At 30.9% G+C, this 23,039-nt stretch carries 26 protein-coding genes; 15 read left to right on the top strand and 11 right to left on the bottom strand.

What is annotated here, in order from left to right:
- Nucleotides 1-60: 60 nt before the first annotated feature.
- Nucleotides 61-771 (bottom strand): DUF547 domain-containing protein, encoded by a 711-nt coding sequence (locus DIS07_RS03075; protein ID WP_109403744.1) that lies wholly within the window; start codon nt 769-771, stop codon nt 61-63.
- 53 nt (nt 772-824) lie between these two features.
- Nucleotides 825-1,526: a queuosine precursor transporter gene (locus DIS07_RS03070; RefSeq protein ID WP_109403743.1), complete on the bottom strand. Its 702-nt coding sequence runs from the start codon at nt 1,524-1,526 to the stop codon at nt 825-827.
- A gap of 272 nt (nt 1,527-1,798) precedes the next feature.
- Between DIS07_RS03070 and fabD the strand changes: the two genes are divergently transcribed.
- Nucleotides 1,799-2,683 (top strand): ACP S-malonyltransferase, encoded by an 885-nt coding sequence (fabD, locus tag DIS07_RS03065; protein WP_109403742.1) that lies wholly within the window; start codon nt 1,799-1,801, stop codon nt 2,681-2,683.
- A 75-nt stretch (nt 2,684-2,758) separates the two neighbouring features.
- Here the strand turns inward: fabD and DIS07_RS03060 are convergent, their stop codons facing one another.
- The 3 genes from DIS07_RS03060 to DIS07_RS03050 form a co-directional block, all read right to left on the bottom strand.
- Nucleotides 2,759-5,158, bottom strand: coding sequence for a sodium-translocating pyrophosphatase (locus DIS07_RS03060; RefSeq protein WP_109403741.1), 2,400 nt, complete (start codon nt 5,156-5,158; stop codon nt 2,759-2,761).
- A 288-nt stretch (nt 5,159-5,446) separates the two neighbouring features.
- The gene (locus DIS07_RS03055; RefSeq protein WP_109403740.1) at nt 5,447-5,983 is read right to left on the bottom strand and encodes an inorganic diphosphatase; all 537 of its coding nucleotides are present in this window, start codon (nt 5,981-5,983) and stop codon (nt 5,447-5,449) included.
- An 83-nt stretch (nt 5,984-6,066) separates the two neighbouring features.
- Entirely contained in the window at nt 6,067-7,047 is a 981-nt protein-coding gene (locus DIS07_RS03050) for a pyruvate dehydrogenase complex E1 component subunit beta (protein WP_109403739.1), read from the bottom strand.
- A gap of 217 nt (nt 7,048-7,264) precedes the next feature.
- Between DIS07_RS03050 and DIS07_RS03045 the strand changes: the two genes are divergently transcribed.
- From DIS07_RS03045 to DIS07_RS03025, 5 genes are all read left to right on the top strand, one after another.
- A complete protein-coding gene (locus tag DIS07_RS03045; RefSeq protein ID WP_109403738.1) occupies nt 7,265-8,011 on the top strand; it encodes an electron transfer flavoprotein subunit beta/FixA family protein in 747 nt (248 codons plus the stop codon).
- Between the two features lie 111 nt (nt 8,012-8,122).
- Nucleotides 8,123-9,079 carry an electron transfer flavoprotein subunit alpha/FixB family protein gene (locus tag DIS07_RS03040; RefSeq protein ID WP_109403737.1) on the top strand — a complete coding sequence of 319 codons (957 nt, stop codon included), beginning with the start codon at nt 8,123-8,125 and terminating at the stop codon, nt 9,077-9,079.
- A 343-nt stretch (nt 9,080-9,422) separates the two neighbouring features.
- Nucleotides 9,423-10,034, top strand: a complete 612-nt coding sequence (locus DIS07_RS03035) for a bifunctional nuclease family protein (protein WP_109403736.1) — start codon at nt 9,423-9,425, stop codon at nt 10,032-10,034.
- A 14-nt stretch (nt 10,035-10,048) separates the two neighbouring features.
- Nucleotides 10,049-11,452, top strand: a complete 1,404-nt coding sequence (locus DIS07_RS03030; RefSeq protein WP_109403735.1) for a NupC/NupG family nucleoside CNT transporter — start codon at nt 10,049-10,051, stop codon at nt 11,450-11,452.
- A gap of 114 nt (nt 11,453-11,566) precedes the next feature.
- Nucleotides 11,567-12,391 (top strand): thymidylate synthase, encoded by an 825-nt coding sequence (locus DIS07_RS03025; RefSeq protein ID WP_109403734.1) that lies wholly within the window; start codon nt 11,567-11,569, stop codon nt 12,389-12,391.
- Between the two features lie 76 nt (nt 12,392-12,467).
- On the opposite strand, the gene DIS07_RS03020 is transcribed toward DIS07_RS03025, so the two are convergent.
- On the bottom strand, nt 12,468-12,764 hold the full coding sequence (locus tag DIS07_RS03020) for an isoamylase early set domain-containing protein (RefSeq protein WP_109403733.1): 297 nt from the start codon (nt 12,762-12,764) through the stop codon (nt 12,468-12,470).
- A gap of 318 nt (nt 12,765-13,082) precedes the next feature.
- Between DIS07_RS03020 and DIS07_RS03015 the strand changes: the two genes are divergently transcribed.
- The gene (locus DIS07_RS03015) at nt 13,083-13,577 is read left to right on the top strand and encodes a dihydrofolate reductase (protein WP_109403732.1); all 495 of its coding nucleotides are present in this window, start codon (nt 13,083-13,085) and stop codon (nt 13,575-13,577) included.
- Here DIS07_RS03015 and DIS07_RS03010 read toward each other — a convergent pair.
- The gene (locus tag DIS07_RS03010; RefSeq protein ID WP_109403731.1) at nt 13,570-14,004 is read right to left on the bottom strand and encodes a DUF6146 family protein; all 435 of its coding nucleotides are present in this window, start codon (nt 14,002-14,004) and stop codon (nt 13,570-13,572) included. The two genes, DIS07_RS03015 and DIS07_RS03010, sit on opposite strands and share 8 nt — an antisense overlap.
- Before the next feature lie 180 nt (nt 14,005-14,184).
- Here DIS07_RS03010 and DIS07_RS03005 point away from each other — a divergent pair, with 180 nt between their 5' ends.
- Genes DIS07_RS03005 through DIS07_RS02990 form a run of 4 tightly spaced genes read left to right on the top strand, consistent with a single transcriptional unit; the run spans nt 14,185 to nt 17,803 of the window.
- The gene (locus tag DIS07_RS03005) at nt 14,185-15,528 is read left to right on the top strand and encodes a M24 family metallopeptidase (RefSeq protein ID WP_109403730.1); all 1,344 of its coding nucleotides are present in this window, start codon (nt 14,185-14,187) and stop codon (nt 15,526-15,528) included.
- The gene (locus tag DIS07_RS03000) at nt 15,529-16,086 is read left to right on the top strand and encodes a DNA-3-methyladenine glycosylase I (protein WP_109403729.1); all 558 of its coding nucleotides are present in this window, start codon (nt 15,529-15,531) and stop codon (nt 16,084-16,086) included. It begins immediately after the preceding gene.
- Entirely contained in the window at nt 16,087-16,848 is a 762-nt protein-coding gene (locus tag DIS07_RS02995; RefSeq protein ID WP_109403728.1) for a hypothetical protein, read from the top strand.
- Nucleotides 16,849-16,885: 37 nt separating this feature from the next.
- A complete protein-coding gene (locus DIS07_RS02990; RefSeq protein ID WP_109403727.1) occupies nt 16,886-17,803 on the top strand; it encodes an ion channel in 918 nt (305 codons plus the stop codon).
- A gap of 6 nt (nt 17,804-17,809) precedes the next feature.
- Here DIS07_RS02990 and DIS07_RS02985 read toward each other — a convergent pair whose 3' ends face one another.
- Complete coding sequence (locus DIS07_RS02985) at nt 17,810-17,974, bottom strand: hypothetical protein (protein WP_235869080.1); 165 nt, start codon at nt 17,972-17,974, stop codon at nt 17,810-17,812.
- 163 nt (nt 17,975-18,137) lie between these two features.
- Between DIS07_RS02985 and DIS07_RS02980 the strand changes: the two genes are divergently transcribed.
- Together DIS07_RS02980 and DIS07_RS02975 are read left to right on the top strand one after the other, a co-directional pair.
- Nucleotides 18,138-18,860 carry an SDR family NAD(P)-dependent oxidoreductase gene (locus DIS07_RS02980; RefSeq protein ID WP_109403725.1) on the top strand — a complete coding sequence of 241 codons (723 nt, stop codon included), beginning with the start codon at nt 18,138-18,140 and terminating at the stop codon, nt 18,858-18,860.
- Between the two features lie 64 nt (nt 18,861-18,924).
- Nucleotides 18,925-19,311, top strand: coding sequence for a pyrophosphohydrolase domain-containing protein (locus tag DIS07_RS02975; protein ID WP_109403724.1), 387 nt, complete (start codon nt 18,925-18,927; stop codon nt 19,309-19,311).
- An 80-nt stretch (nt 19,312-19,391) separates the two neighbouring features.
- On the opposite strand, the gene DIS07_RS02970 is transcribed toward DIS07_RS02975, so the two are convergent.
- The 3 genes from DIS07_RS02970 to DIS07_RS02960 form a co-directional block, all read right to left on the bottom strand.
- Nucleotides 19,392-20,342, bottom strand: coding sequence for an MBL fold metallo-hydrolase (locus tag DIS07_RS02970; RefSeq protein ID WP_109403723.1), 951 nt, complete (start codon nt 20,340-20,342; stop codon nt 19,392-19,394).
- Nucleotides 20,343-20,349: 7 nt separating this feature from the next.
- Nucleotides 20,350-20,550 (bottom strand): (4Fe-4S)-binding protein, encoded by a 201-nt coding sequence (locus DIS07_RS02965; protein ID WP_109403854.1) that lies wholly within the window; start codon nt 20,548-20,550, stop codon nt 20,350-20,352.
- 97 nt (nt 20,551-20,647) lie between these two features.
- The gene (locus DIS07_RS02960; RefSeq protein WP_109403722.1) at nt 20,648-21,703 is read right to left on the bottom strand and encodes a branched-chain amino acid aminotransferase; all 1,056 of its coding nucleotides are present in this window, start codon (nt 21,701-21,703) and stop codon (nt 20,648-20,650) included.
- A 118-nt stretch (nt 21,704-21,821) separates the two neighbouring features.
- Between DIS07_RS02960 and DIS07_RS02955 the strand changes: the two genes are divergently transcribed.
- Nucleotides 21,822-22,331, top strand: a complete 510-nt coding sequence (locus DIS07_RS02955) for a DUF4920 domain-containing protein (RefSeq protein ID WP_109403721.1) — start codon at nt 21,822-21,824, stop codon at nt 22,329-22,331.
- Between the two features lie 33 nt (nt 22,332-22,364).
- Nucleotides 22,365-23,039 carry a tRNA (5-methylaminomethyl-2-thiouridine)(34)-methyltransferase MnmD gene (mnmD, locus tag DIS07_RS02950; protein WP_109403720.1) on the top strand — a complete coding sequence of 225 codons (675 nt, stop codon included), beginning with the start codon at nt 22,365-22,367 and terminating at the stop codon, nt 23,037-23,039.

The raw sequence follows: 23,039 nt of genomic DNA, 5'->3' as shown, positions 1-23,039 counted from the left end.
GTAATTATTTGAAGTTTAAAGATACAATTTGTTTTTAAGAAACTTTTGTTAAAAAGCTACCTATTTACCATTTAAGGACCAGTCATATTTTAAATAACTGATTTTCGCATTCGACTTAATTTCTGTGTTAGAATACTTGTTTAAATAATCGATTACAGAACCGTTTTTGGTGAAATCTCCCTTAAACCAATTGAAAATTTCTGATATCTGAACTTTCTTTTTAGTGATTTTATTTCTTGTTGTATCATTTACAAAAGCTTTCATCAATTTGGTTAATTCTCCATCGATATTATCTTCTGTAAACGCTACGTTTCCTAATTTAGGACAAGAGCCTGAAGCACAATTTACACCTACGTGAATTTTTGGGTCAAACAATTTTTTACGTAAAATTTCGTGTTCAATATGGTCTAAAGTGTAGGTTTTACCACCTACGTTTGCAAAAGGAATTTTCCAAGCCGTTTTTCCTTTTTGTTTGATATCCATAATGCTTTTTAAAGGATAGTTCTCTAAAATTAATTTGATGGTGTAAGCATTATAAGCATTTATCCAAAAAGCTCTTTTTTTATTGTTAGACCAAGAATTTTCTGGTGTAGTTTTTTCTAAATAAGAAATATAAGTATCTAATTTTGTTTGATCTGCTTTAAAAGATTTGTAATCTACTATTCCGCTGTCTGAAACGTGTTTTTGTAATAAATCATTAAAAACTGATGTTTGTGCATAACCTAGAGAAAAGGTAAGGATAGCAATAAGTAATAAAAGTATTTTCTTCATTTTTATATAATTTCTGATGTTTTAGACGAATACTTTTTTAAGTAATTACAAAATTATTCCAAAATTTCTTCACCTGCTTTTAAGTTGAATCTTTTTCTAAATGCAAAGACAACTATATACAGGATTGGGGTGTCTAATGCGGCAATCATCATTTTAAAAATAACACCGCTAATTAAAAGTCCAAGAAAGTTTTTCCAATCAATGATGCCAAAAGAACATAACAATAGTAAAACTGTGAGAGTATCTATGATTTGCGATGAAAAAGTTGAAAAATTGTTACGCAACCACAAATGTTTTCCTTTGGTAAATTGTTTCCAAAAGTGATATACTCTAATGTCTATGAATTGTGCAAATAAATAGGCCATCATAGAGGCTAAAACAGCTAAAGGAGCTGCACCAAAAACATTGACAAAAATACCATCATTTACTGGAGACCAAGAAGTGGCAGGAGCTTCTTTAGAAACATAAATGATTAATAAAGAGAAAAATGAAGCAAAGATTCCTGCAATAACTACTTCGTTTGCTTTTCTTTTTCCATAGATTTCTGATAAAATATCTGTGATTAAAAACGTAATTGGATAAGGCAATAATCCTACAGAAACTTCAAATAACTTTGTATCGAAAATCTCTATATCAAAAGGGTACCAATAAAAGAATTTTTGAAAAATTAGATTTGACGTAACCAATGATGCTATAAAAAGTGCTGCAAGAATTAAATAGATTCTATTTGCGAGTAGTTTGTCTTTTGATGTCATATAGCGAAGTTAAGGATTTTGTTTGAAGATTTAAGAAGGGAGTTTGAAGTTTGAAGAAGGAAGATGGAGGTGTGAAGTTGGAAGTTTTGAGAAAACTGTAAATAGATAATTACTTATTTAACTAAAATCAATGAATAGGCAAACAAGTTTAGCCCTGATAGAAGCGACATCCTTTTTTTGAGGAACGAAAAAAAAAGATATAGTGGATAGCAGGAAAAAGCTTCATATAAAAAACACTATTTTTGCAACCACAAACAACAATAAATTATTTTATGAAAGCATACATTTTTCCAGGTCAAGGAGCGCAGTTTACAGGAATGGGATTGGATTTATACGAAAAATCGCCATTAGCGCAAGAATACTTTGAGAAGGCAAATGATATTTTAGGGTTCTCTATTACAGATATAATGTTTGAGGGAACTGCAGAACAATTAAAAGAAACCAAAGTTACACAACCAGCTATATTTTTACATTCGGTGATTTTAGCAAAGGTTTTAGGTGATTCTTTTCAGCCAGAAATGGTGGCGGGACATTCTTTAGGAGAATTATCTGCCTTAGTTGCTAACGGAGTTTTATCTTTTGAAGACGGATTAAAATTAGTTTCTAAACGTGCTTTGGCAATGCAAAAAGCTTGTGAAACCCAACCATCTACAATGGCAGCAGTATTAGGGTTGGATGACAATGTAGTAGAAGAAACGTGTGCAGAAATTGATGGAGTAGTGGTGGCTGCAAACTATAATTGCCCTGGGCAATTGGTAATATCAGGAGAAATTGAAGCGGTTGAAAAAGCCTGTGAAGTGTTAACAGAAAAAGGAGCAAGAAGAGCATTATTGTTACCTGTTGGAGGTGCATTTCATTCGCCTTTGATGGAGCCAGCAAGAGAGGAATTAGCTGCTGCAATAAAAGCCACTGAATTTAGTGAGCCTACTTGTGCAGTGTATCAGAATGTAGTTGCAAAAGCGGTAACAAATCCTGATGAGATAAAAGAAAACTTAATTGCACAATTAACAGGTCCTGTAAAATGGACACAATGCGTACAGGCAATGATTGCTGATGGAGGAACTGAATTTATAGAAGTTGGACCAGGGAAAGTTTTACAAGGTTTAATGCGTAAAATTGATAGAAGTGTTGCTGCTGGTGGAGCAAATATTGCTTAAAATTAATAGTATAAAATATAAAAATCCCGCTAAAATTTAGCGGGATTTTTTATTTGTAAATTTGGTAGAAGTCTATTATTCTTTCTTCTCAACAATTACCTCTACTTTTTCTGTGATTTCTTTTTTGTTTTTTGAAACATTTACGGAAATAGTATTACCAGCTTCTTTTGCTTTTTGTTCTATTTCTGCAACAGTTCCTTCAACTTTTTGAATATCGGTTACCACTTCACCATTTACTGTTTTAGTAGTAGTGATTGTAGCCATAGCTAATTCTCCAGAAGTTTTAGTAATTTCTACTTTTACTTCTTTTTTAGTGTTGTAATCAGAAACATCTGCAGAACTCATTGCAATACTTGGTGCAATAACCAAAGCCACAACAGACATTAATTTTAATAAAATATTTAAAGAAGGACCAGAAGTATCTTTAAAAGGATCTCCAACGGTATCACCTACAACTGCTGCTTTATGAGCATCAGTCCCTTTTCTACCTTGTTCTTCAATCATTTTTTTAGCGTTATCCCAAGCACCACCTGCATTAGACTGAAAGATTGCCATTAAAACACCACAAGTAGTTACACCTGCTAATAATCCTCCTAACATTTCTGCACCACCTAAGAAACCAACAGCAACAGGAACAGCAATAGCTAATAAACCTGGTAATACCATTTCTTTAATAGATGCTTTAGTAGAAATATCAACACATTTGTCATATTCAGCTACACCATCAGCAGCATCAAAAATAGCTCTCTGTTCTTTAGTTGCTTTAGACATATCAGAATCTACAGCTCTCATTACTTCTAAAGCCGCTTTTAATTGAGGTATATCTCTAAATTGACGACGAACTTCTTCGATCATAGCCATTGCAGCTCTACCTACCGCATTCATCGATAATGCAGAAAATACAAATGGTAACATACCACCGACTAATAAACCTGCCATTACAGTTGGTTTAGAAACATCAATAGCTGTTACTTTTGCTGTTTGCATAAAAGCTGCAAATAATGCTAATGCTGTTAAGGCAGCAGAAGCAATTGCAAAACCTTTACCAATTGCTGCAGTAGTATTACCTACTGCATCTAATTTATCTGTTCTTTCACGAACTTCAGGATCTAACTCTGCCATTTCAGCAATCCCACCAGCATTATCAGAAATTGGTCCATAAGCATCAACAGCTAATTGAATTCCAGTATTTGCCAACATTCCAACAGCAGCAATTGCAATACCGTATAAACCTGCAAAATGATGAGAAACTAAAATTGCTGCAGCAATTAAAAGAATTGGAATCATTGTAGACATCATACCCACACCTAAACCAGCAATAATAGTAGTTGCAGCACCAGTTTCAGATTGTTTTACAATCGAGTTTACAGGAGGTGTTCCTGTTCCAGTATAATATTCTGTTACCTTACCAACAGCTAAACCAGCAACTAAACCTGCTAATACAGCCCAAAATACTCCCATTGAAGTAAATTCAGTTCCTCCAAAAGTCCAAGTTTCAGGTAACATTTCAGTAATAATAAAGTAAGAAGCTACTAACATTAAACCCGCAGAACCGAATTCACCAATATTTAATGCAGTTTGAGGGTTTCCACCATCTTTTACTTTTACAAAGAAAGTACCTATAATAGACATAATAATTCCGATTGCAGCTAATACTAAAGGTAAATACACTGCACCTAATCCGTCAAAAGAACCAGTAAAAGCAGGAATTTGCGTAAATGCAGCACCTAATACCATGGTACCAATAATAGAACCTACGTAAGATTCAAATAAATCAGCACCCATACCTGCAACATCACCCACATTATCACCCACATTATCTGCAATAGTAGCAGGATTTAATGGATGATCTTCAGGGATACCCGCTTCTACTTTACCTACTAAATCAGCTCCAACATCAGCAGCTTTTGTGTAAATTCCACCACCAACACGAGCAAATAAAGCAATAGATGAAGCTCCTAATGAGAATCCAGAAAGTACATTTAAAACTTCTCCGATTTCCCATCCTTGTCCACTATACAACATAAATAATGCACTTAATCCTAAAACACCTAGGCCTACAACACCAAGTCCCATAACTGCACCACCAGCAAAAGCAACTTCTAATGCTTTTCCTAAAGATGTTCTTGCCGCACTTGTTGTTCTAACATTTGCTTTTGTTGCAACTTTCATTCCAATGAAACCTGCTAAAGCAGAACAAATGGCTCCAACAATAAACGATACAGCTACCATTCCATTAGAACCCTCCTCAGAGTTTCCTTTAAAATATAATAATATTGCTACTGCTATTACAAATATTGATAAAATTTTGTATTCAGCTTTTAAGAAAGACATTGCTCCATCGGCAATATTCTTTGCAATTTTCTTCATTTTATCATCACCTTCATCTTGTTTAGAAACCCAAGCACTTTTAATAAATACAAATGCTAAGGCTAAAACTCCAAAGAGAGGTAAAAACTTTACTATTAATTCCATATTAAGTTAGTTAATTAATTATTTATGATTTTTGAGGGGCTAAAAGTAATAAAATATACCTGATAAAAAAAGCCTATATAAATTAAAGATAACATATTTAAAACCTCCTTAAATTATAATATTTACAATTCTATGATTTCTGTCAGTTTTGAATAAAGTTAGTATTAGATTTTAAAATCAATAAAACAGAGAGGATAATTTTTTTCTATGATAAAATAAAACAGAATTTTCATTAAATAAAAAAGCATCATTATTAGAATGATGCTTTTTTATTTATTTTGTTTGATTTTATATGGTAAATGTTCTTTTTTTCTTGTGTTCACTATTATTGTAACGTTCAACACACTCGTGATAAATTTTAACAGCAGCTTCTGCATTACCCCATCCCCCGGTATCTACTTTTTTCTTTTCTAAATCTTTATATACTTGAAAAAAATGTTCAATTTCTTTTAATCTGTGTGGATTTAAATCTGATATATCTCCTCTTTTGCTCCATATTGGGTCAGAAACTGGTACACAAATTACTTTTTCATCTGGACCTTTTTCATCAGTCATGTAAAAAACTCCAATTGGTCTAACTTCCATGACAACCATTGGATATGTTGGTTGATGTCCTAAGACTAAAACATCTAAGGGGTCGGAATCTAAAGCTAATGTTTCTGGAATAAAGCCATAATCTCCTGGATACATCATCGAAGAAAATAACATTCTATCGAAACGGATTTTGTGTAATGCAAAATCATATTCATACTTATTTCTACTTCCTTTAGGAATCTCAATTAATACATCAAAAGTTACAGATTTCTTTTTTTGTTCTTTACTCATAAATTTAATTTTAATTTGATTAAAAAAGAAAAACCTTTTTATAAAAATTTACAAAAAGGCTTTTCTAACAGTTTTTATTTTTTCTATTTAAGGTATAAAACTTCTTTTACAGCCTCAATAACATCGTTGTGGTTTGGTATCCATTTTTCAAGAAGTACAGGAGAATAAGGTGCAGGTGTGTCTGCAGTTGTAATTCTCTTGATTGGTGCATCTAAATGATCGAATGCTTCATCTTGAATTCTATAGGTGATTTCTGAAGAAACACTTGCAAAAGGCCATGCTTCTTCTAAAATTACTAATCTATTTGTCTTTTTTACAGATTCAATAATTGCGGCATGGTCCATAGGGCGTACTGTTCTCAAATCTATAATTTCTACAGAAATATTTTCTTTTGCTAACTCATCAGCAGCTTTGTAAGCTTCTTTAATAATTTTTCCAAAGGAAACAACAGTTACATCTGTACCTTCTCTTTTTATGTCAGCAACTCCTATTGGAATGATGTATTCTCCTTCAGGAATTTCCATCTTGTCTCCATACATTTGCTCAGATTCCATGAAAATTACTGGATCATCATCACGAATAGCCGCTTTTAATAAACCTTTTGCGTCATAAGGATTAGAAGGTACAATTACCTTTAGACCAGGAGTATTTGCAAACCAGTTCTCAAAAGCTTGAGAGTGAGTTGCACCCAATTGACCAGCAGAAGCTGTTGGTCCTCTAAAAACAATTGGACAATTAAACTGACCACCAGACATTTGTCTAATTTTTGCAGCGTTGTTTATAATTTGATCAATTCCAACTAAAGAGAAGTTAAAGGTCATATACTCAACAATTGGTCTGTTACCATTCATTGCAGAACCAACTGCAACACCAGCAAAACCTAATTCAGCAATAGGAGTATCAATAACTCTTTTCTCACCAAATTCATCTAACATACCTTTCGATGCTTTGTAGGCACCATTATATTCTGCAACTTCTTCACCCATTAAGTAAATGCTTTCATCTCTGCGCATTTCTTCACTCATAGCTTCACAAATTGCTTCTCTGAATTGAACTGTTTTCATTTATTATTAATTATAGTTAGTAATTAAGAAATGCAAAAATAAGGAATTAATTATCATTTTTATTGAAACAGATTTAGAAAGTGATATAATTATCAGCGATTAAATACTCAATCGATTTCGTAAAATGTTAAATAATTGAAAATTTATTATGCATGCATAATATTTTTTAAAAAAAAGGTGTAATTTCGCCAACATTAAAGTATAAAAAATAGAATTTATGAAAATATTGGTATGTATTAGTCACGTTCCTGATACCACTTCAAAAATTAATTTTACAGAAAACGATACAAAGTTTGATACAAATGGAGTTCAGTTTGTAATTAACCCTTATGATGAGTTTTGTTTAACAAGAGCTATGTGGTTTAAAGAAAAACAAGGTACTTCTGTAACAGTAGTAAATGTTGGAGGTGCAGAAACAGAACCTACTTTAAGAAAAGCTTTGGCTATTGGTGCAGATGATGCTATCCGTGTAAATACTCTTGCAACAGACGGGTTTCAAGTAGCAAAAGAATTAGCTGAAGTGGTTAAAAAAGGTGGTTATGACTTAGTTTTAGCAGGAAAAGAATCTGCGGATTATAATGGACAAATAGTTCCTGGTATGTTAGCTACATTATTAGATTTTAATTTTATTAATGGTTGTGTTGGTGTTGAAGTTGATGGAACTAATGTAAATGCAGAAAGAGAGATTGATGGAGGAGCAGAAACATTATCATCAAGTTTGCCTTTAGTTGTAGCTGGTCAGAAAGGAATCGTAGAAGAGAAAGACTTACGCATACCTAACATGCGTGGAATTATGATGGCGCGTAAAAAACCTCTACAAGTAGTTGAGGCAGTTGGAGGTAATGCTGCAACAAGTATTCAATCTTTTGAAAAACCAGCACCAAAAGGAGCCGTAAAATTAGTAGATGCAGATAATGTAGATGAGTTAATTAGCTTATTACACAACGAAGCAAAAGTGATTTAATTTAAAAGTTAAATCATTCCGAATTAATTTCGGAATCTAAAATAAATAAAAATAATTATGTTAGTACAGTACTACTAAAAACTATCTACTAACAACTAAAAACTTAATAATATGTCTGTTTTAGTTTTTGCCGATTCATCGGAAGGAAAATTTAAAAAAACTGCCTTAGAAGTAGTTTCATACGGAAAAAAAGTTGCAGAACAACTAGGAACAAATATTGTTGCATTAACTATAAATGCAAGCGATTCATCAGAATTATATAACTATGGAGCAGAAAAAGTAGTTTCAGTTTCTAATGAGGGTTTAAATACATTTAACGCGAAACAATATGCAGCAGTTGTTACAGAAGTAGCAAAAGCTGAAAGCGCAAATATTGTAGTCATCGACTCAAGTATAGATGGCTTATACTTAACGCCAATGGTGGCAGTAAATTTAGAAGCAGGTTGTGCAACTAACGTGGTAGACGCTCCATCAAGCACAAGTCCGTTTACAGTAAAAAGAAAAGCCTTTTCTAATAAAGCCTTCTCTAACACAGTAATTTCTACTGATAATAAAGTAATTGGTCTGGCAAAAAACTCTTTTGGGGTTCACGAAAATCCTGTTTCTGGAACTACAGAAAATTTTGATGCAACAATTACAGAGGCAGGAGTTTCATCAGATAAAATAGAAAAAGTTACAGGTAAAGTTACCATTGCAGATGCAGATATTGTAGTTTCTGCTGGTAGAGGTTTAAAAGGACCAGAAAATTGGGGGATGATTGAAGAATTAGCTGACGTTTTAGGAGCAGCAACTGCTTGCTCTAAGCCTGTTTCAGATTTAGGATGGCGTCCTCACGGAGAACACGTTGGTCAAACCGGAAAACCAGTTGCTTCTAATTTATATATAGCTATAGGTATTTCAGGTGCTATTCAACATTTAGCAGGAATCAATGCATCCAAGGTAAAAGTTGTTGTTAACACAGATCCAGATGCACCTTTCTTTAAAGCTGCAGATTATGGAATTGTAGGAGATGCTTTTGAAGTTGTACCTAAGTTAATTGAAAAATTAAAAGCTTTTAAGTCTGCTTAAATCCTTTTTAAAAGCACTTTAATTCTTTTGAAAGTAACAGAGTTATCAAAGACCTATCAAATTATTGTTTGATAGGTTTTTTATTTAAAGTTGAAGTAAAATAACTTATATTCATTTTCTTAGCCATGTGTTTTCTTGAGCTTGTAAAAGTGATTACATTTTTATAAAATGATGAAAAGAAATAAGTTCAAGTAAATGTTTTTAATCTTTCGATAGTTGTGTAATTTATATTTGTTATTTTTATAGAAATAACAATTTTTAAGCTATTATTTTTATTAAATTGTGCCCTCTAAAAAGCAATCAACCAACAAAAACAGCTTTTTTAGATTTGTAGAAAGATTTTATGAGTTTAATACAATTAAACATTAAAGGTATTTCCTATAGTCAAACGCAAAGTGGAGCTTATGCTTTGGTTTTAAGTGAAGTAGAAGGTACTAGGACATTACCAATTATTATTGGAGCTTTTGAAGCACAGTCTATTGCAATTGCTTTAGAAACAGAAATTAGACCTCCAAGACCGTTAACTCACGATTTATTTAAAACCTTTTCAGACCGTTTTCTAATTACTGTAAAAGAGGTAATTATTCATAAATTGGTAGATGGTGTTTTCTTCTCTAGTTTAATTTGTGAGAAAGATGGGGTAGAAGAGACTATAGATACTAGAACATCGGATGCTATTGCGATTGCTGTTCGTTTTCAGGCACCAATTTATACGTATGAAAACATCTTAGAAAAGGCCGGAATTTACCTTAAAATTGAAGAAGAGTTATCCATAAAAGAAACTTCAGAACCAGAAGAAGATTCTCTTGAATTAGAGGAGTTGGTTATCAAAAAAGATAACGATTTTTCGGATTTATCAATGCAAGAATTAAATAGTAAGTTAAATGCTGCAGTGGCAAATGAGAACTATGAATTGGCTGCTAAAATTAGAGACGAAATAAGTAAGCGTTCTTAATTAAAAATCTATACATGAAAAAAATACTATTAGTAGCTTTCTGTTTGTTTTCGGTTTCAATGTTTTCTCAAAATACAGAAACTACTATAGCTGTATCTAAAATACTGGCTAGTCAAGGATTTTCTTTAGGAAGTTTGTGGCGGGGTATATTAGGTATGTTTTCTTTAATTGTTATTGCATTTTTATTTAGTGCAAACAAAAAAGCTATCGATTGGAAAAAAGTAGGTATTGGTTTAGCACTTCAATTATTAATTGCCATTGGAGTTTTAAAAGTGAAATTTATTCAGTCTTTATTTGAATTTGTTGGAGGTATATTTATAGAAATATTAGAATATACAAAAGCAGGTAGTGAGTTTTTATTTGCAGGTATGGTTGGAGATATGAATACTTTTGGATACATATTTGCTTTTCAGGTACTGCCAACGATTATTTTCTTTTCGGCATTAACATCACTACTGTTTTATTTAGGAATTATTCAAAAAATAGTGAAATTATTAGCAATAGTTTTGTCTAAGTTTTTAGGGATTTCTGGTATGGAAAGTTTATCTGTTGCAGGGAACATCTTCTTAGGACAAACAGAGGCACCTTTGTTGATAAAAGCTTATTTAGAAAAAATGAATAAGTCAGAAATGTTGTTGGTAATGATTGGCGGAATGGCAACGGTTGCTGGTGCTGTTTTAGCAGCTTACATAGGTTTTCTTGGAGGAGGGGATAAAAATTTAGAGTTGGTTTTTGCGAAACACCTTTTAGCAGCATCAGTTATGGCGGCTCCTGGAGCTATAGTTATTTCGAAAATTTTATATCCACAAACAGAAAAAGTAAATACAGATGTAACCGTTTCTCAAGAAAAAATTGGGTCTAATATTTTAGATGCTATCGCTAATGGAACCACAGAAGGATTGCGATTAGCAGTAAATGTTGGTGCAATGTTATTGGTTTTTGTTGCTGTTATTGCAATGTTAAATGGTATTTTAGGTTGGGTAGGTGATATGACTGCTTTAAACGAAATTATTGCAGCAAATACTTCTTATAAAGCATTGTCTTTGGAGTTTATTTTAGGTTCTATTTTTGCTCCTTTAATGTGGTTAATTGGTGTGCCAACTCCAGATACTTCTATGATGGGGCAATTATTAGGAATTAAATTAGCAGCTAGCGAATTTGTAGGTTATATACAATTAGCAGAATTAAAAAATGTTGCAAATGCAACCCATTTAACTTTTAATAAATCTGTTATTATGGCAACCTATATGTTGTGTGGTTTTGCTAATTTTGCTTCAATTGGAATTCAAATTGGTGGTATTGGATCTTTAGCTCCAGGACAGCGTAAAACGTTATCAGAATTTGGGATGAAAGCTTTAATCGGAGGTACAATAGCTTCTTTAATGTCTGCAACTATTGCAGGTATGATTATTGGATAGTTTTTAAATATGTTATCAAAAAATAGTTGATAACTTTATAATATTAATTTAAGCTTCAATCTTTTTAGAATTGAAGCTTTTTTTATTTTAGTTGGCACTAAATTTTGAAAGATTATGAAGCAGTATCACGACTTAGTAAAACACGTTTTAGAAAACGGAAACGAAAAAGGAGATAGAACAGGGACCGGAACAAAGAGTGTTTTTGGTTATCAAATGCGATTTGACTTAAGTGAAGGTTTTCCAATGGTAACTACAAAAAAGTTACATTTAAAATCAATCGTTTATGAATTACTTTGGTTTATTAATGGAGATACAAATATCAAATACTTACAAGAAAACGGAGTAAGAATTTGGAATGAGTGGGCTGATGAAAATGGAGATTTAGGACCTGTTTATGGACACCAATGGAGAAATTGGAATAGTGATGAGATTGATCAGTTAGAAGAAGTTATAAAATCACTTAAGCACAATCCAAATTCTAGAAGGATGTTAGTTTCTGCATGGAATCCTTCTGTACTACCAGACACTTCAAAATCTTTTTCAGAAAATGTTGCAAACGGAAAGGCTGCTTTACCTCCTTGTCACGCTTTTTTTCAGTTTTATGTTGCAGATGGAAAATTATCTTGCCAACTATATCAAAGAAGTGCAGATATCTTTTTGGGTGTTCCTTTTAATATTGCCTCATATGCATTATTTACCATGATGATTGCCCAAGTATGTGGTTATGAAGTAGGAGAGTTTATCCATACTTTTGGAGATGCACATATCTATAATAATCATAAAGAACAATTAGAATTACAGTTGTCTAGAGATATTAGGCCTTTACCAAAAATGAAAATTAATCCAAAAGTAAAAAGTATTTTAGATTTTACTTTTGACGATTTTGAACTCATTAATTATAATCCACATCCTCATATAAAAGGTGTAGTTGCAGTTTAAAAAATATTTTTTGTAAAATAAAAAGAGCTTTCAAAAAAAAATTGAAAGCTCTTTTTGTCATTTCACAACATTTCTGTTACAAGTTTAATACACTGTTGTCAGCTCCAGCAAAATCGCTCCAAGCGAAAGCATCTGCAGCTTCTTCGTTTACATAGTTCCCGTCAACTAAATATCTAAATTCATAAGAATTTCCAGCTTCTAAATCAACAGTTCCTTTAAAAGATCCGTTTTTTAATTTCTTTAATGGAGTTGCTTTTTCGTTCCACTCATTAAAACTACCTACGACTGCTACTTTTTTAGCCTCTTCAGCAGGAACAGTAAAAGTTACTTTACAAACTGGTTTACTTTTCAAAAATTGTTTTTTAATTGCCATAATTATTTATTTTCAGAATTATTTATTTCAAATTTTTCGGTAAAATTATAGAAGTTTGCTTATATGACAAACGATGTTTTTAAAGAATTTTGAAGAATTATCAGTTTGATAAAATGCTTATGCAAATTATTGATAATTCCAAATAAAAGGAATACTAAATTGTAGTTTGTATAAAAAAAGGATGATTTCTTTTTGCTTGATTTTCAGGGTTTTTATGCCGAAAACGTATTCGCTGTTAATAAATTTGTCTTAAAAATGGTATAAAACGTCAAACCTGAAGAGAATTGGTTTAATTTTGTCCAACAATTAATAGATTTTATGATTACAATTATTGCAGCAATTGCAAAAAATAATGCCTTAGGTAAGAATAATGATTTAATTTGGCATTTACCAGCAGATTTAAAACGTTTTAAAAAAATTACCTCTGGACATTATATTTTAATGGGTAGAAATACATTTGAATCTATTGGAAAACCTTTACCGAATAGAACTACAATTATTATTACTAGAAATAAGAATTATTATAAAGATGGATGTTTAATTGCGCATAGTTTAGAAGAAGCAATCGAATTAGCTTCTTCTGAAGAAAAGATTTTTATAATAGGTGGAGCTCAGATTTACAAAGAAGTTATGGAAAAAGATTTAGTAGATCGCTTAGACATTACTCTAGTGCACCAAGAGTTTGAGGCTGATGCTTTTTTCCCAGAAATAGATAAAAAAGTTTGGAAAGAAATTAAAAGAGAAGATTTTAAAGCTGATAATAAAAACAGTTTCGATTATAGTTTTTTGAGTTTTAAAAAAGTAACTAATTAATCCTATTAGTTCTAAATCCGCCACCTAAACTCATTTTGTATTTTTTTTGTGCAAACAAAAAGTAATTAAATAGTTTGTAATTTACTTCGTAACCATAATTTATGCTTGGTTGATAATCAATAATGTTTTCATAAATATTAGGGTTAAAACGAGAAGGATTTTGCACTCGAATATTCCAAGTAGTTACCCAAACTCTGTTTCTGTTTTCAAGATATTTTTGAGAGTAGAAGCCTTTAGGTTGAGCAATAGCATTTAAGAAATAATTAAAACCTACATCAATAATGATAATTTCGTATTCTAAACTATCGTTAGCAATTACAACGGGTTCTTCTTTGTCTTTAGCTGCTGTTTTTATTGGAGAAGAACCACAAGCAAATAGTAAAAGACTTAATAGTATTACTGAAATAGAATATTTTATAATTTTCATTTTTTTAAGATATTATCATAGTTATTATCAAAAGTAATACTGTTGTTTTAACTTTAAAACCATAAATGAGTCAAAATAGACTTTTATTGAGTAAACATATCAATTTACAAAAAAAAAATCTAAGGAGATTGCGATAGCGTTGTTTTTAGCATTATTTTTAATGTCTTTAAAACTAAGATTATGATAAAAAAAATATTATTTATATCTATAACTTTCTTATTGATTTCCTGTAATAAAGAGGTTAAAATAGAATCGTATACTATTTTAAATGAAAAAAATAGAGCAATTTTAAAAGACGAATTGTTAGAAGATCGTTTTACAAACCTTTTACCAAAATTGATGGATAAGTCTGGGATTGATATGTGGGTGGTTATCTCAAGAGAGTATAATGAAGATCCTGTTATCAAAACCATGTTGCCATCAACGTGGTTAAATGCTAGAAGAAGAACCATTATAGTTTTTTATAGAAATAAAGAAAAAAATACTTTAGAACGTTTAGCTGTTGCAAGATATGATATTGGAAAGAGTATAAAATCTGCTTGGGATAAAGAGAAGGAGCCTAATCAATGGAAAGCTTTGGTAGATATCATAAAAGAACGAAATCCGGATAAAATTGGATTAAATTTTTCAGAACATTTTGCTTTGGCAGACGGCTTAGTAAAAACTGATTATGAAGCTTTTTTAAATAATTTACCAGAAAATTATAAAGGTAAAATTGTATCTGCAGAAAAGTTAGCAATCCAATGGATTGAGACTAGAACCGAAAAAGAAATGAAACTTTTTAGAGATTTAGTTGCTATTACTCACAATATTATAGGTGAAGCTTTTTCTTCTAAAACCATAACAACTGGTAAAACAACAACAAATGATATAGTTTGGTTTTTACGTCAGAAAGTTACTGATTTAGGATTAGAAACATGGTTTCACCCAACTATAGATGTACAGAGAAGTAAAGAAAAATTAAAATCGCACATAGAATCTTTTTCAAAAGCTAAAAAAGAAGTAATTATTCAGCCTGGAGATTTATTACATTGCGATTTTGGAATTACTTATATCGGCTTAAATACAGACTGTCAACAACATGCTTACGTTTTAAAACCAGACGAAAATGATGTTCCTCAATTCTTAAAAAATGCTTTTAAAAAAGGAAACAGAGTGCAAGACATTTTAACTTCTAATATGATTGACGGAAGATCTGGAAACCAGATTCTAGCTGCATCTTTACAACAAGGAAAATCAGAAGGGTTAAGGCCCTCAATCTATACGCATCCTTTAGGTAAATATGGGCATAGTGCTGGTACAACAATCGGAATGTGGGATTCTCAAGGAGGTGTTCCTTTTAACGGTGATTATCCTTTAGAAAGAAATACTGCTTATGCCATAGAGCTAAATACTACGGTTTATATAAAAGAATGGAATAAAGATATTAGAATTATGCTAGAAGAAGCTGGTTTTTATGGAGAAGGCACTTTTGAATATGTAAATGATAGACAAACAAGTATAAAACCTATTGAATTAAAATAAATGCAACAAAGATGTTTTTGGGTAACAGATAGTAAACTATATCAAGATTATCATGACAATGAGTGGGGTGAGCCAGTTTATGATGATAAAACTTTGTTTGAGTTTTTAATTTTAGAAACTTTTCAGGCAGGTTTAAGCTGGATTACTATTTTGAATAAAAGAGAAAACTTTAGAAAAGCTTTTGATGATTTTGATTATAAAAAAATTGAAAAATATTCTGAAACTAAATACCAATCTTTACTCCAAGATTCAGGAATCATTAGAAATAAATTGAAAGTAAGAAGCGCTATAACTAACGCGCAATTATTTATTGAAGTTCAAAAAGAATTTGGTTCTTTCTCTAATTTTATTTGGAGCTATGTCGATGATAAACCAATTGTAAATACATTTCATAAAAGAGAAGATGTTCCGGCTACAACACCTTTGTCTGATAAAATCTCTAAAGATTTAAAAAAAAGAGGGTTTAAGTTTGTGGGATCTACAGTTGTCTATGCTTTTATGCAAGCAGTTGGTATGGTAAACGATCATACAACAAACTGTTTTAAATATCCATCATAAATGCTAGTAGCAAGTATTCCAAAAAACGATTTACACAAATTAGGTTATATTTTTCTCAGAAAAATAGGAATTTTTGTAGGTTTTATTTTCATGCTTTTTTTTGATGGAATTTATTTTACAAATCATTTTGTAAACTCTCAAATTCCAATTAATATTTTAGCAATCTTCAGTTTCTTTTGGATGTATAAAAGGGCTTATCCACGAGTAAGAAAATCGATGTTTGTAGCCGTTGTTTTAGGTTTGTTAGGAGAATATTTTTTTTCTGTCTATTTGGGGATGTATACGTACAGATTAGAGAATGTACCCTGGTATGTTCCTTTAGGTCATGCAGCTTTATATGGTAGAGTTTTAATGTTTAGTAAAGATGCTCTGGCAAGAAAATATCACAAAGCTATAGAGGAACTATTTACTTATATTATTTTAATTTTTGCAACCATTTATTTGATTTTTTTTTCAGATATTTTTGGTTTTTTAATGACAATATTGGTTTTTTTGATACTCTACAAACGTCCTAAAGACAGGTTATATTTTTATACAATGTATATTGTTGTGGCATTATTAGAAATTGGTGGAACAGCATTTGGTTGTTGGAAATGGCCCCCAATTGCATTTGGAATTTTTGAATCCTTACCCAGTAACAATCCTCCAAGTGGTATAAGTTTGTTCTATTTTTTATTAGATATAGGGTGTTTTGTTTTCTACATCCTTATAAATAATAAAGCGTGGAAAAGGTTAAAAAGAATTCGAAAAAGTCACATTTAGAATCATAACTTTAAGTATCAATTTATTTCTTTATACTATGGCAAGAAAAACGAGAGATCCAGGTTTTGGTTACCAATCAAAACAAAATGCAAAAGACATTATTAATGATGATGGAAGCAGTAACGTGGTACATTTGAATAGGAAAAGAAGTATTAATGATTTATATGCTTATTTTGTAGATATATCTTGGTGGCATTTTTTTCTGTTAATTATTTTTACTTATACCCTAATCAACATCATTTTTGGATTGATTTATGTAAGTATAGGTATCGAACAAATTACAAAGCCCAAAGGTACTTTTTTAGAAGATTTCTTAAACGGATTTTTCTTCAGCGCTCAAACGTTAACAACTGTGGGTTATGGAGGAATTGCACCAAAAGGAATCACTGCAAACTTTGTGGCTGCTTTTGAAGCGATGATTGGTTTGTTGAGTTTTTCATTTATCACAGGATTATTGTATGGGCGATTTTCTAAACCCAAAGCTAAAATCAAATTTAGTGATAACTTGATTTTACGAAAGTTTAAAAAAGAAAGAGCAATCATGTTTCGTTTAATGAACAAGCGTAAAACGGTTATGATAGAACCAGAAATTAAAGTAACCTTATCCATATCAGAAAAAGATAAAAAAGGAGCATATACCCGTAACTTTTATACTCTAAAATTAGAAAGAGAAAAAATTATGTATTTGCCAACAATTTGGACTGTTGTACATGAGATTGATGAAAAAAGTCCGTTATATGATTATTCTGATGATAAAATAGAAAACCTAGATGCTTTTTTATATATATTGATAAGTTATCACGAAGAATCTTTTGCTCAAAAAGTGTATCAAATCTATTCTTATGATTTTGATAAGTTAGAAACTAACGTAAAATATGTGCCAGCAGCCTCCTTTGATGAAGACGGGTTTACCATTTTAGATCACGAAAGTTTAAGTAAAGTAGAAACAATGTAAAAATAACTAGTTGCCAAAAAGAAAACGAATAGCTACAAAAATTACAATAATTAATCCGCCATAAATAATTACTTTTTTTCCAGCACCTTTGTAGTAGCGCTCATGGTTTTTTATGTCTTTTCTGTAACTGTAAATCATAAGAGCAATAAAAGCAATAATAAAAAAAATCATAAAAACGATTCTTCCAGAAGTGAAAAAAGTATTTAAAAACATGTTCAATATTCTTTATAAGTTGTGAATTACTCTTGTGTTGATCAAGAAATAGTTCTTAAAGTTTTATATATCTTGTCTTTCTAAAATAAAGCGAATATATAAAAGCAAAATTACAAATTTAATGAAGAACGCCATCGTTTTTGGAGCAACTTCTGGAATCGGAAAATCGCTAGCTAAACTTTTAGTAAAAGATGGTTATAAAGTAGCAGTTACTGGAAGAAGATTGGAGTTGTTAGAAGAATTGAAAAATCAATTTCCAAATCAGATTTTAATAAAACAAAACGACATCCAAGATGTTGATGAAGTTGAGAAAGTATTTAACGAAATTGTAACAGAGTTCAAGGTTATAGATACTGTTATTCAATCTTCAGGAGTAGCATATATCAATCCAAAATTTGAATGGGATAAAGAACAACAAAGCATCAATACCAATGTTTTAGGAGTTACAAAATTGTACACGCTAGCTTATAATTTATTTAAAAAACAACAATTTGGACATTTGGTTGGAATTACTTCTATAGCGTCCATAAGAGGAAATCGTTCAGCACCTGTTTATTTTGCTTCAAAAGCATATCAAAAAGCCTATTTAGAGAGTTTGTTTATTAAAACAAAATCCATAAAATCAAACAAAGTTTTTATTACAGAAATTAGACCTGGTTTTGTAAATACTGCTATGGCTTTTGGAGATGGAATTTTTTGGTTGGTTCCTTTAGAAAAAGCAGTAAAACAAATTTATACAGCGATAAAAAAGAAGAGAAGAGTTGCCTATATTTCTAAGCGTTGGCGATTGGTAGCTTGGGTATTAAAGATTGTACCAACTTGGTTGTTAAAAAAAGCAACTTAAATTAAAAAACATAAAGACAGTTTCGAGCACATTTGAGAAAATAAAAATAAAACATACCATAAAAATGAAAAACAAAATAGCAGCAGTTCATGCATTTCATACAGCGTTTAAATTAAATATTCAAGATGTACCCACAGTAGATATTTCTGAAGAAAGAAAACAATTGCGATTTGAGTTGATGAAAGAAGAAAATGAAGAGTATTTAGAAGCTGCTAATAATAACGATTTGGTTGAAGTTGCAGATGCTTTAGGTGATATGCTATACATTCTTTGTGGTACAATTATAGAACATGGGATGCAGGATAAAATCGAAGAGGTTTTTAATGAAATTCAACAATCAAATATGAGTAAATTGGGTGAAGACGGCAAACCAATTTACAGAGAAGATGGAAAGGTTTTAAAAGGTCCAAATTATTTTAAACCAAATATTAAAAAGGTTTTAGAAAAGTAATTTTCAGCAAATTTGTTAACTTTAACTAGAATATGCAATATTTTATATTCATAACTTTCTTGTTTTAGAAACAGGTCAAATTATAAACCATAATTTTGACCTTCACTCGCAAATCTAAATCCTAATTTTTCAATTTCTGTTCTTACCTCACTGTTTTCTTGTAAAACGGGGTTTGTGTGGTTAAAATGAATAAAAATTACCTTGTTTTTGGTTGTAAAAGTTTGGTTTTGAAACAATTTTATAGTTTCCTCTATAAAAGGATGTGGAACCTCAGTCATAGCTCTTTTTACTTCTTTTTGATTTAAAAAGGTGGCATCAACAAAAGCATAATCTACCTTTTTAACTTCATCAATAATGTTTCTTTTCCACTTTTGCCATTTATCTATGTCTGGAATAAATAAAGCTGATTTTTTTGAGCCTTTAATTTTATAACCTACAGTTTCAGAAAATTCATCTCTGTGCGGAACGAAAAATGGGGTTACAGTTAATTTATTATTTAAGATTATGATAGAATCGTGTTGTAATGGTTGGAGCTTTATGTTTTCTAAAGAAATCAACTGACTCCAAGGTCCATTTTTAGTTAAATACTTTTTCATCTTTGGCATAGCAAAAATATTGATGTTTTTTTTACCTAAAGCTTCTCTTCCAAAATACATTAAGCCCGTGTAATGGCCAATATGAGCATGAGTTAAAAAAACACCATCAATAACTTTTTTATTTTTCAGGTGATTTTTTTCTAATTCGGCCAATTGTGTATGCATATCGGGTGTAGCATCAAATAACCATTTTTGGTTGTTTTCTAAATCAACCAACCCTAACGAAACAACACTTTTTCTTTTGTTAGTTCCGTTATAATAATTAGCACAACATATTTTTTGACATCCAATATGTGGATAACCACCATCTTGTGCAGTGCCTAAAACTGTTAGATAATGCTTGGGTTGTGATTGTTTTGTTAATTTTTTATCTGATAAATTATTATTACAAGAAAAAAGAAGAATTGTAAAAATAATATTCCAAAAATATTTCATAGATTACTTATCGAATGATACTTAAAGCACCTGAAGGACATTTTGAAACTTGGTTTATAATTTCATGTTTAGAAGCATTTTCAGTTTGAATCCAAGGTTTACCTTTTGGTTTAAACACTTTGGGTAAACCCAACGCACATTTTGCAGAATGCGTGCATTTTTCAGGTTCCCACATCACTTTAATATCTTCTTTTGGATACGTTTTCATAATAATAAATTTAGTTTCTTTAAAGGTAATAAATAAAGAACAACAAAAAAGCATCAATTTAAAATTGATGCTTTTCTAATATAATAAATAATAGTAATTACACCATTACTCTCCAACCATAAGGGTCTTCAGCTTTATTAGTTTGTATGTCTGTAATCGCTTTCTTTAAAGTAGTTGCAAAAGGATTTTCTAATTCTGGTAAATCATAATCTTTTCCTTGGTAGCCAAAACCTGCAATTGGAGAAATTACTGCAGCTGTTCCTGCTCCAAACATTTCTTTTAAGTTGCCATTTTGTGCTGCAGAAATGACTTCTGAAACAGTAATCTTTCTAACCTCTACATCAATTCCAGAGTCTTGGGCAATTTGTATGATACTTTTGCGCGTAATTCCATCTAAAATCCTATCATTTGTAGGACTTGTAATTAAGGTGTTTCCAATGCGAATAAAAATATTCATAGCACCAGCTTCTTCAATATATTCGTGAGAATTATCATCAGTCCAAATTACTTGATTATACCCTTTTTGGATAGCTAATTGAGTAGGGTAAAATTGCGCAGCATAATTACCACCTGCTTTAGCAAAACCAACTCCACCATTAGCAGCCCTCGCATATTTTTCTTCAATTAAAACTTTTACTTTACCTGCAAAATAAGCTCCAGAAGGTGCGGTACATATAATAAATTTATATTCATCTGCAGGAGAAGCATGAAACCCTAATCCAGAAGCAAACATAAAAGGTCTAATATATAAAGAACTCCCCTCGTTTGTTGGAATCCAATTGTTATCAATTTCTAATAATTTTTTTAACCCATCCATAAAAATGTCTTCAGGAATTTGAGGGATAACCAAACGTTCTGCAGATTTATTTAAACGTTTGCAATTGTCTAAAGGTCTGAATAACATGGTGTTTCCGTCTGCATCTTTGTAAGCTTTCATTCCTTCGAAAATCGATTGTCCGTAATGAAAAATCTTAGCAGAAGGATCTAAAGAAATTGGTGCGTAAGGCTTAATGACAGCAGTTTGCCATTCACCATTTACAAAATCACATTCTAACATATGATCTGAATATACACTACCAAAAGGTAAGTTGTTAAAATCTACATTTTCTATGTTCGATTTTTCTACACGTTGAATTTCTATATTAGATTTCATTGGGTTGATTAAATTAAAGAACAAATGTACATAAATTATTCCTCTGATAATATATCAAAATAGTGGTTTTAATAACGAATTATGTAACTTTGTAAGAAACACATTAAATCCATAAATTATGAAATATTTTGCTCAGTTTTGTTTAGTTGTTTTCTTGGTTTTTACAGCATGTAAACAAGAGAAAAAAGAAGAAGAAAAAGATAAAAAAAATGAAGTCATTAAACAATACGATACTTTCGGTGCGAAAATTTCTTCGGATAATGCCATTACTTCAACAGCATTACTTGCCAAATTTGAAACAATGAAAGTAGGCGATACAATTGATGTGAAATTTGTATCTAATATTAAAGAAGTTTGTTCAAAAAAAGGATGTTGGATGAAGTTACCGTTAAACAAAGAAACAGAAACAATGGTTCGGTTTAAAGATTATGGTTTTTTTATGCCTTTAGATTCGAAAGGAAGAGAAGCAATCGTAAATGGAAAAGCATTTATAAAACAAACTTCTGTAAAAGAATTACAACATTATGCAGAAGATGCTGGGAAATCTAAAGATGAAATTGAAAAAATTACTGAACCTAAAAAGGAATTTGCTTTTGAAGCTGATGGTGTTTTAATTAAAGCAGAATAAAGAAATATTTAAAAGCATTATCAATATTAGCTTGTGAAAAGAGAAATATTAATTACTTCAGATGGTTCTTCAACAATTCATTTACCAGATTGGAATGAACAATACCATTCTAAAAATGGATCTATTAACGAAACTTACCATGTTTTTATAGAAAATGGTTTAAAACAAATTGAATCTGAAAAAGTATCTATTTTAGAAATAGGTTTTGGAACGGGTTTAAATTGTTTGATTACATACTTAGAAGCTAAAAAGCAGGTTTATTATGTTGGTGTTGAAGCATATCCTGTTACTGCTGATGAAGTTGAGAAAATGAATTTTATTTCAATCTTAAAAGCAGAAAATGAGAATGCTATTTTTAAAAAAATGCATAAGGTTTCTTGGGAGAATCAGCATGAAATTGCAGAAAATTTTTCATTAAAAAAAAGAAAGCAATTTTTTGAAGATATAGTTGATGTTGATGCATTTGATTTAATTTATTTTGATGCTTTTGGAGCTCGTGTTCAGCCTCAATTATGGACTGTAGAAATTTTTCAGAAAATGTATAATGCATTAAAAGAAAAAGGAATTTTAGTCACCTACAGTGCAAAAGGAAGTGTAAGAAGGGCAATGCAAGAAGTTGGATTTATGGTAGAGCGTTTACCTGGACCTCCTGGAAAAAGAGAAATGTTAAGAGCTAGAAAAATTACTGAACCTTTAAAAGTAAATTAA

This window comes from Polaribacter aquimarinus, assembly GCF_003129485.1.
Classification (GTDB): Bacteria; Bacteroidota; Bacteroidia; order Flavobacteriales; family Flavobacteriaceae; genus Polaribacter; species Polaribacter aquimarinus.
The sequence above is the reverse complement of the archived record's forward strand: the minus strand, read 5'-3'. Positions and strand labels throughout refer to the sequence as shown.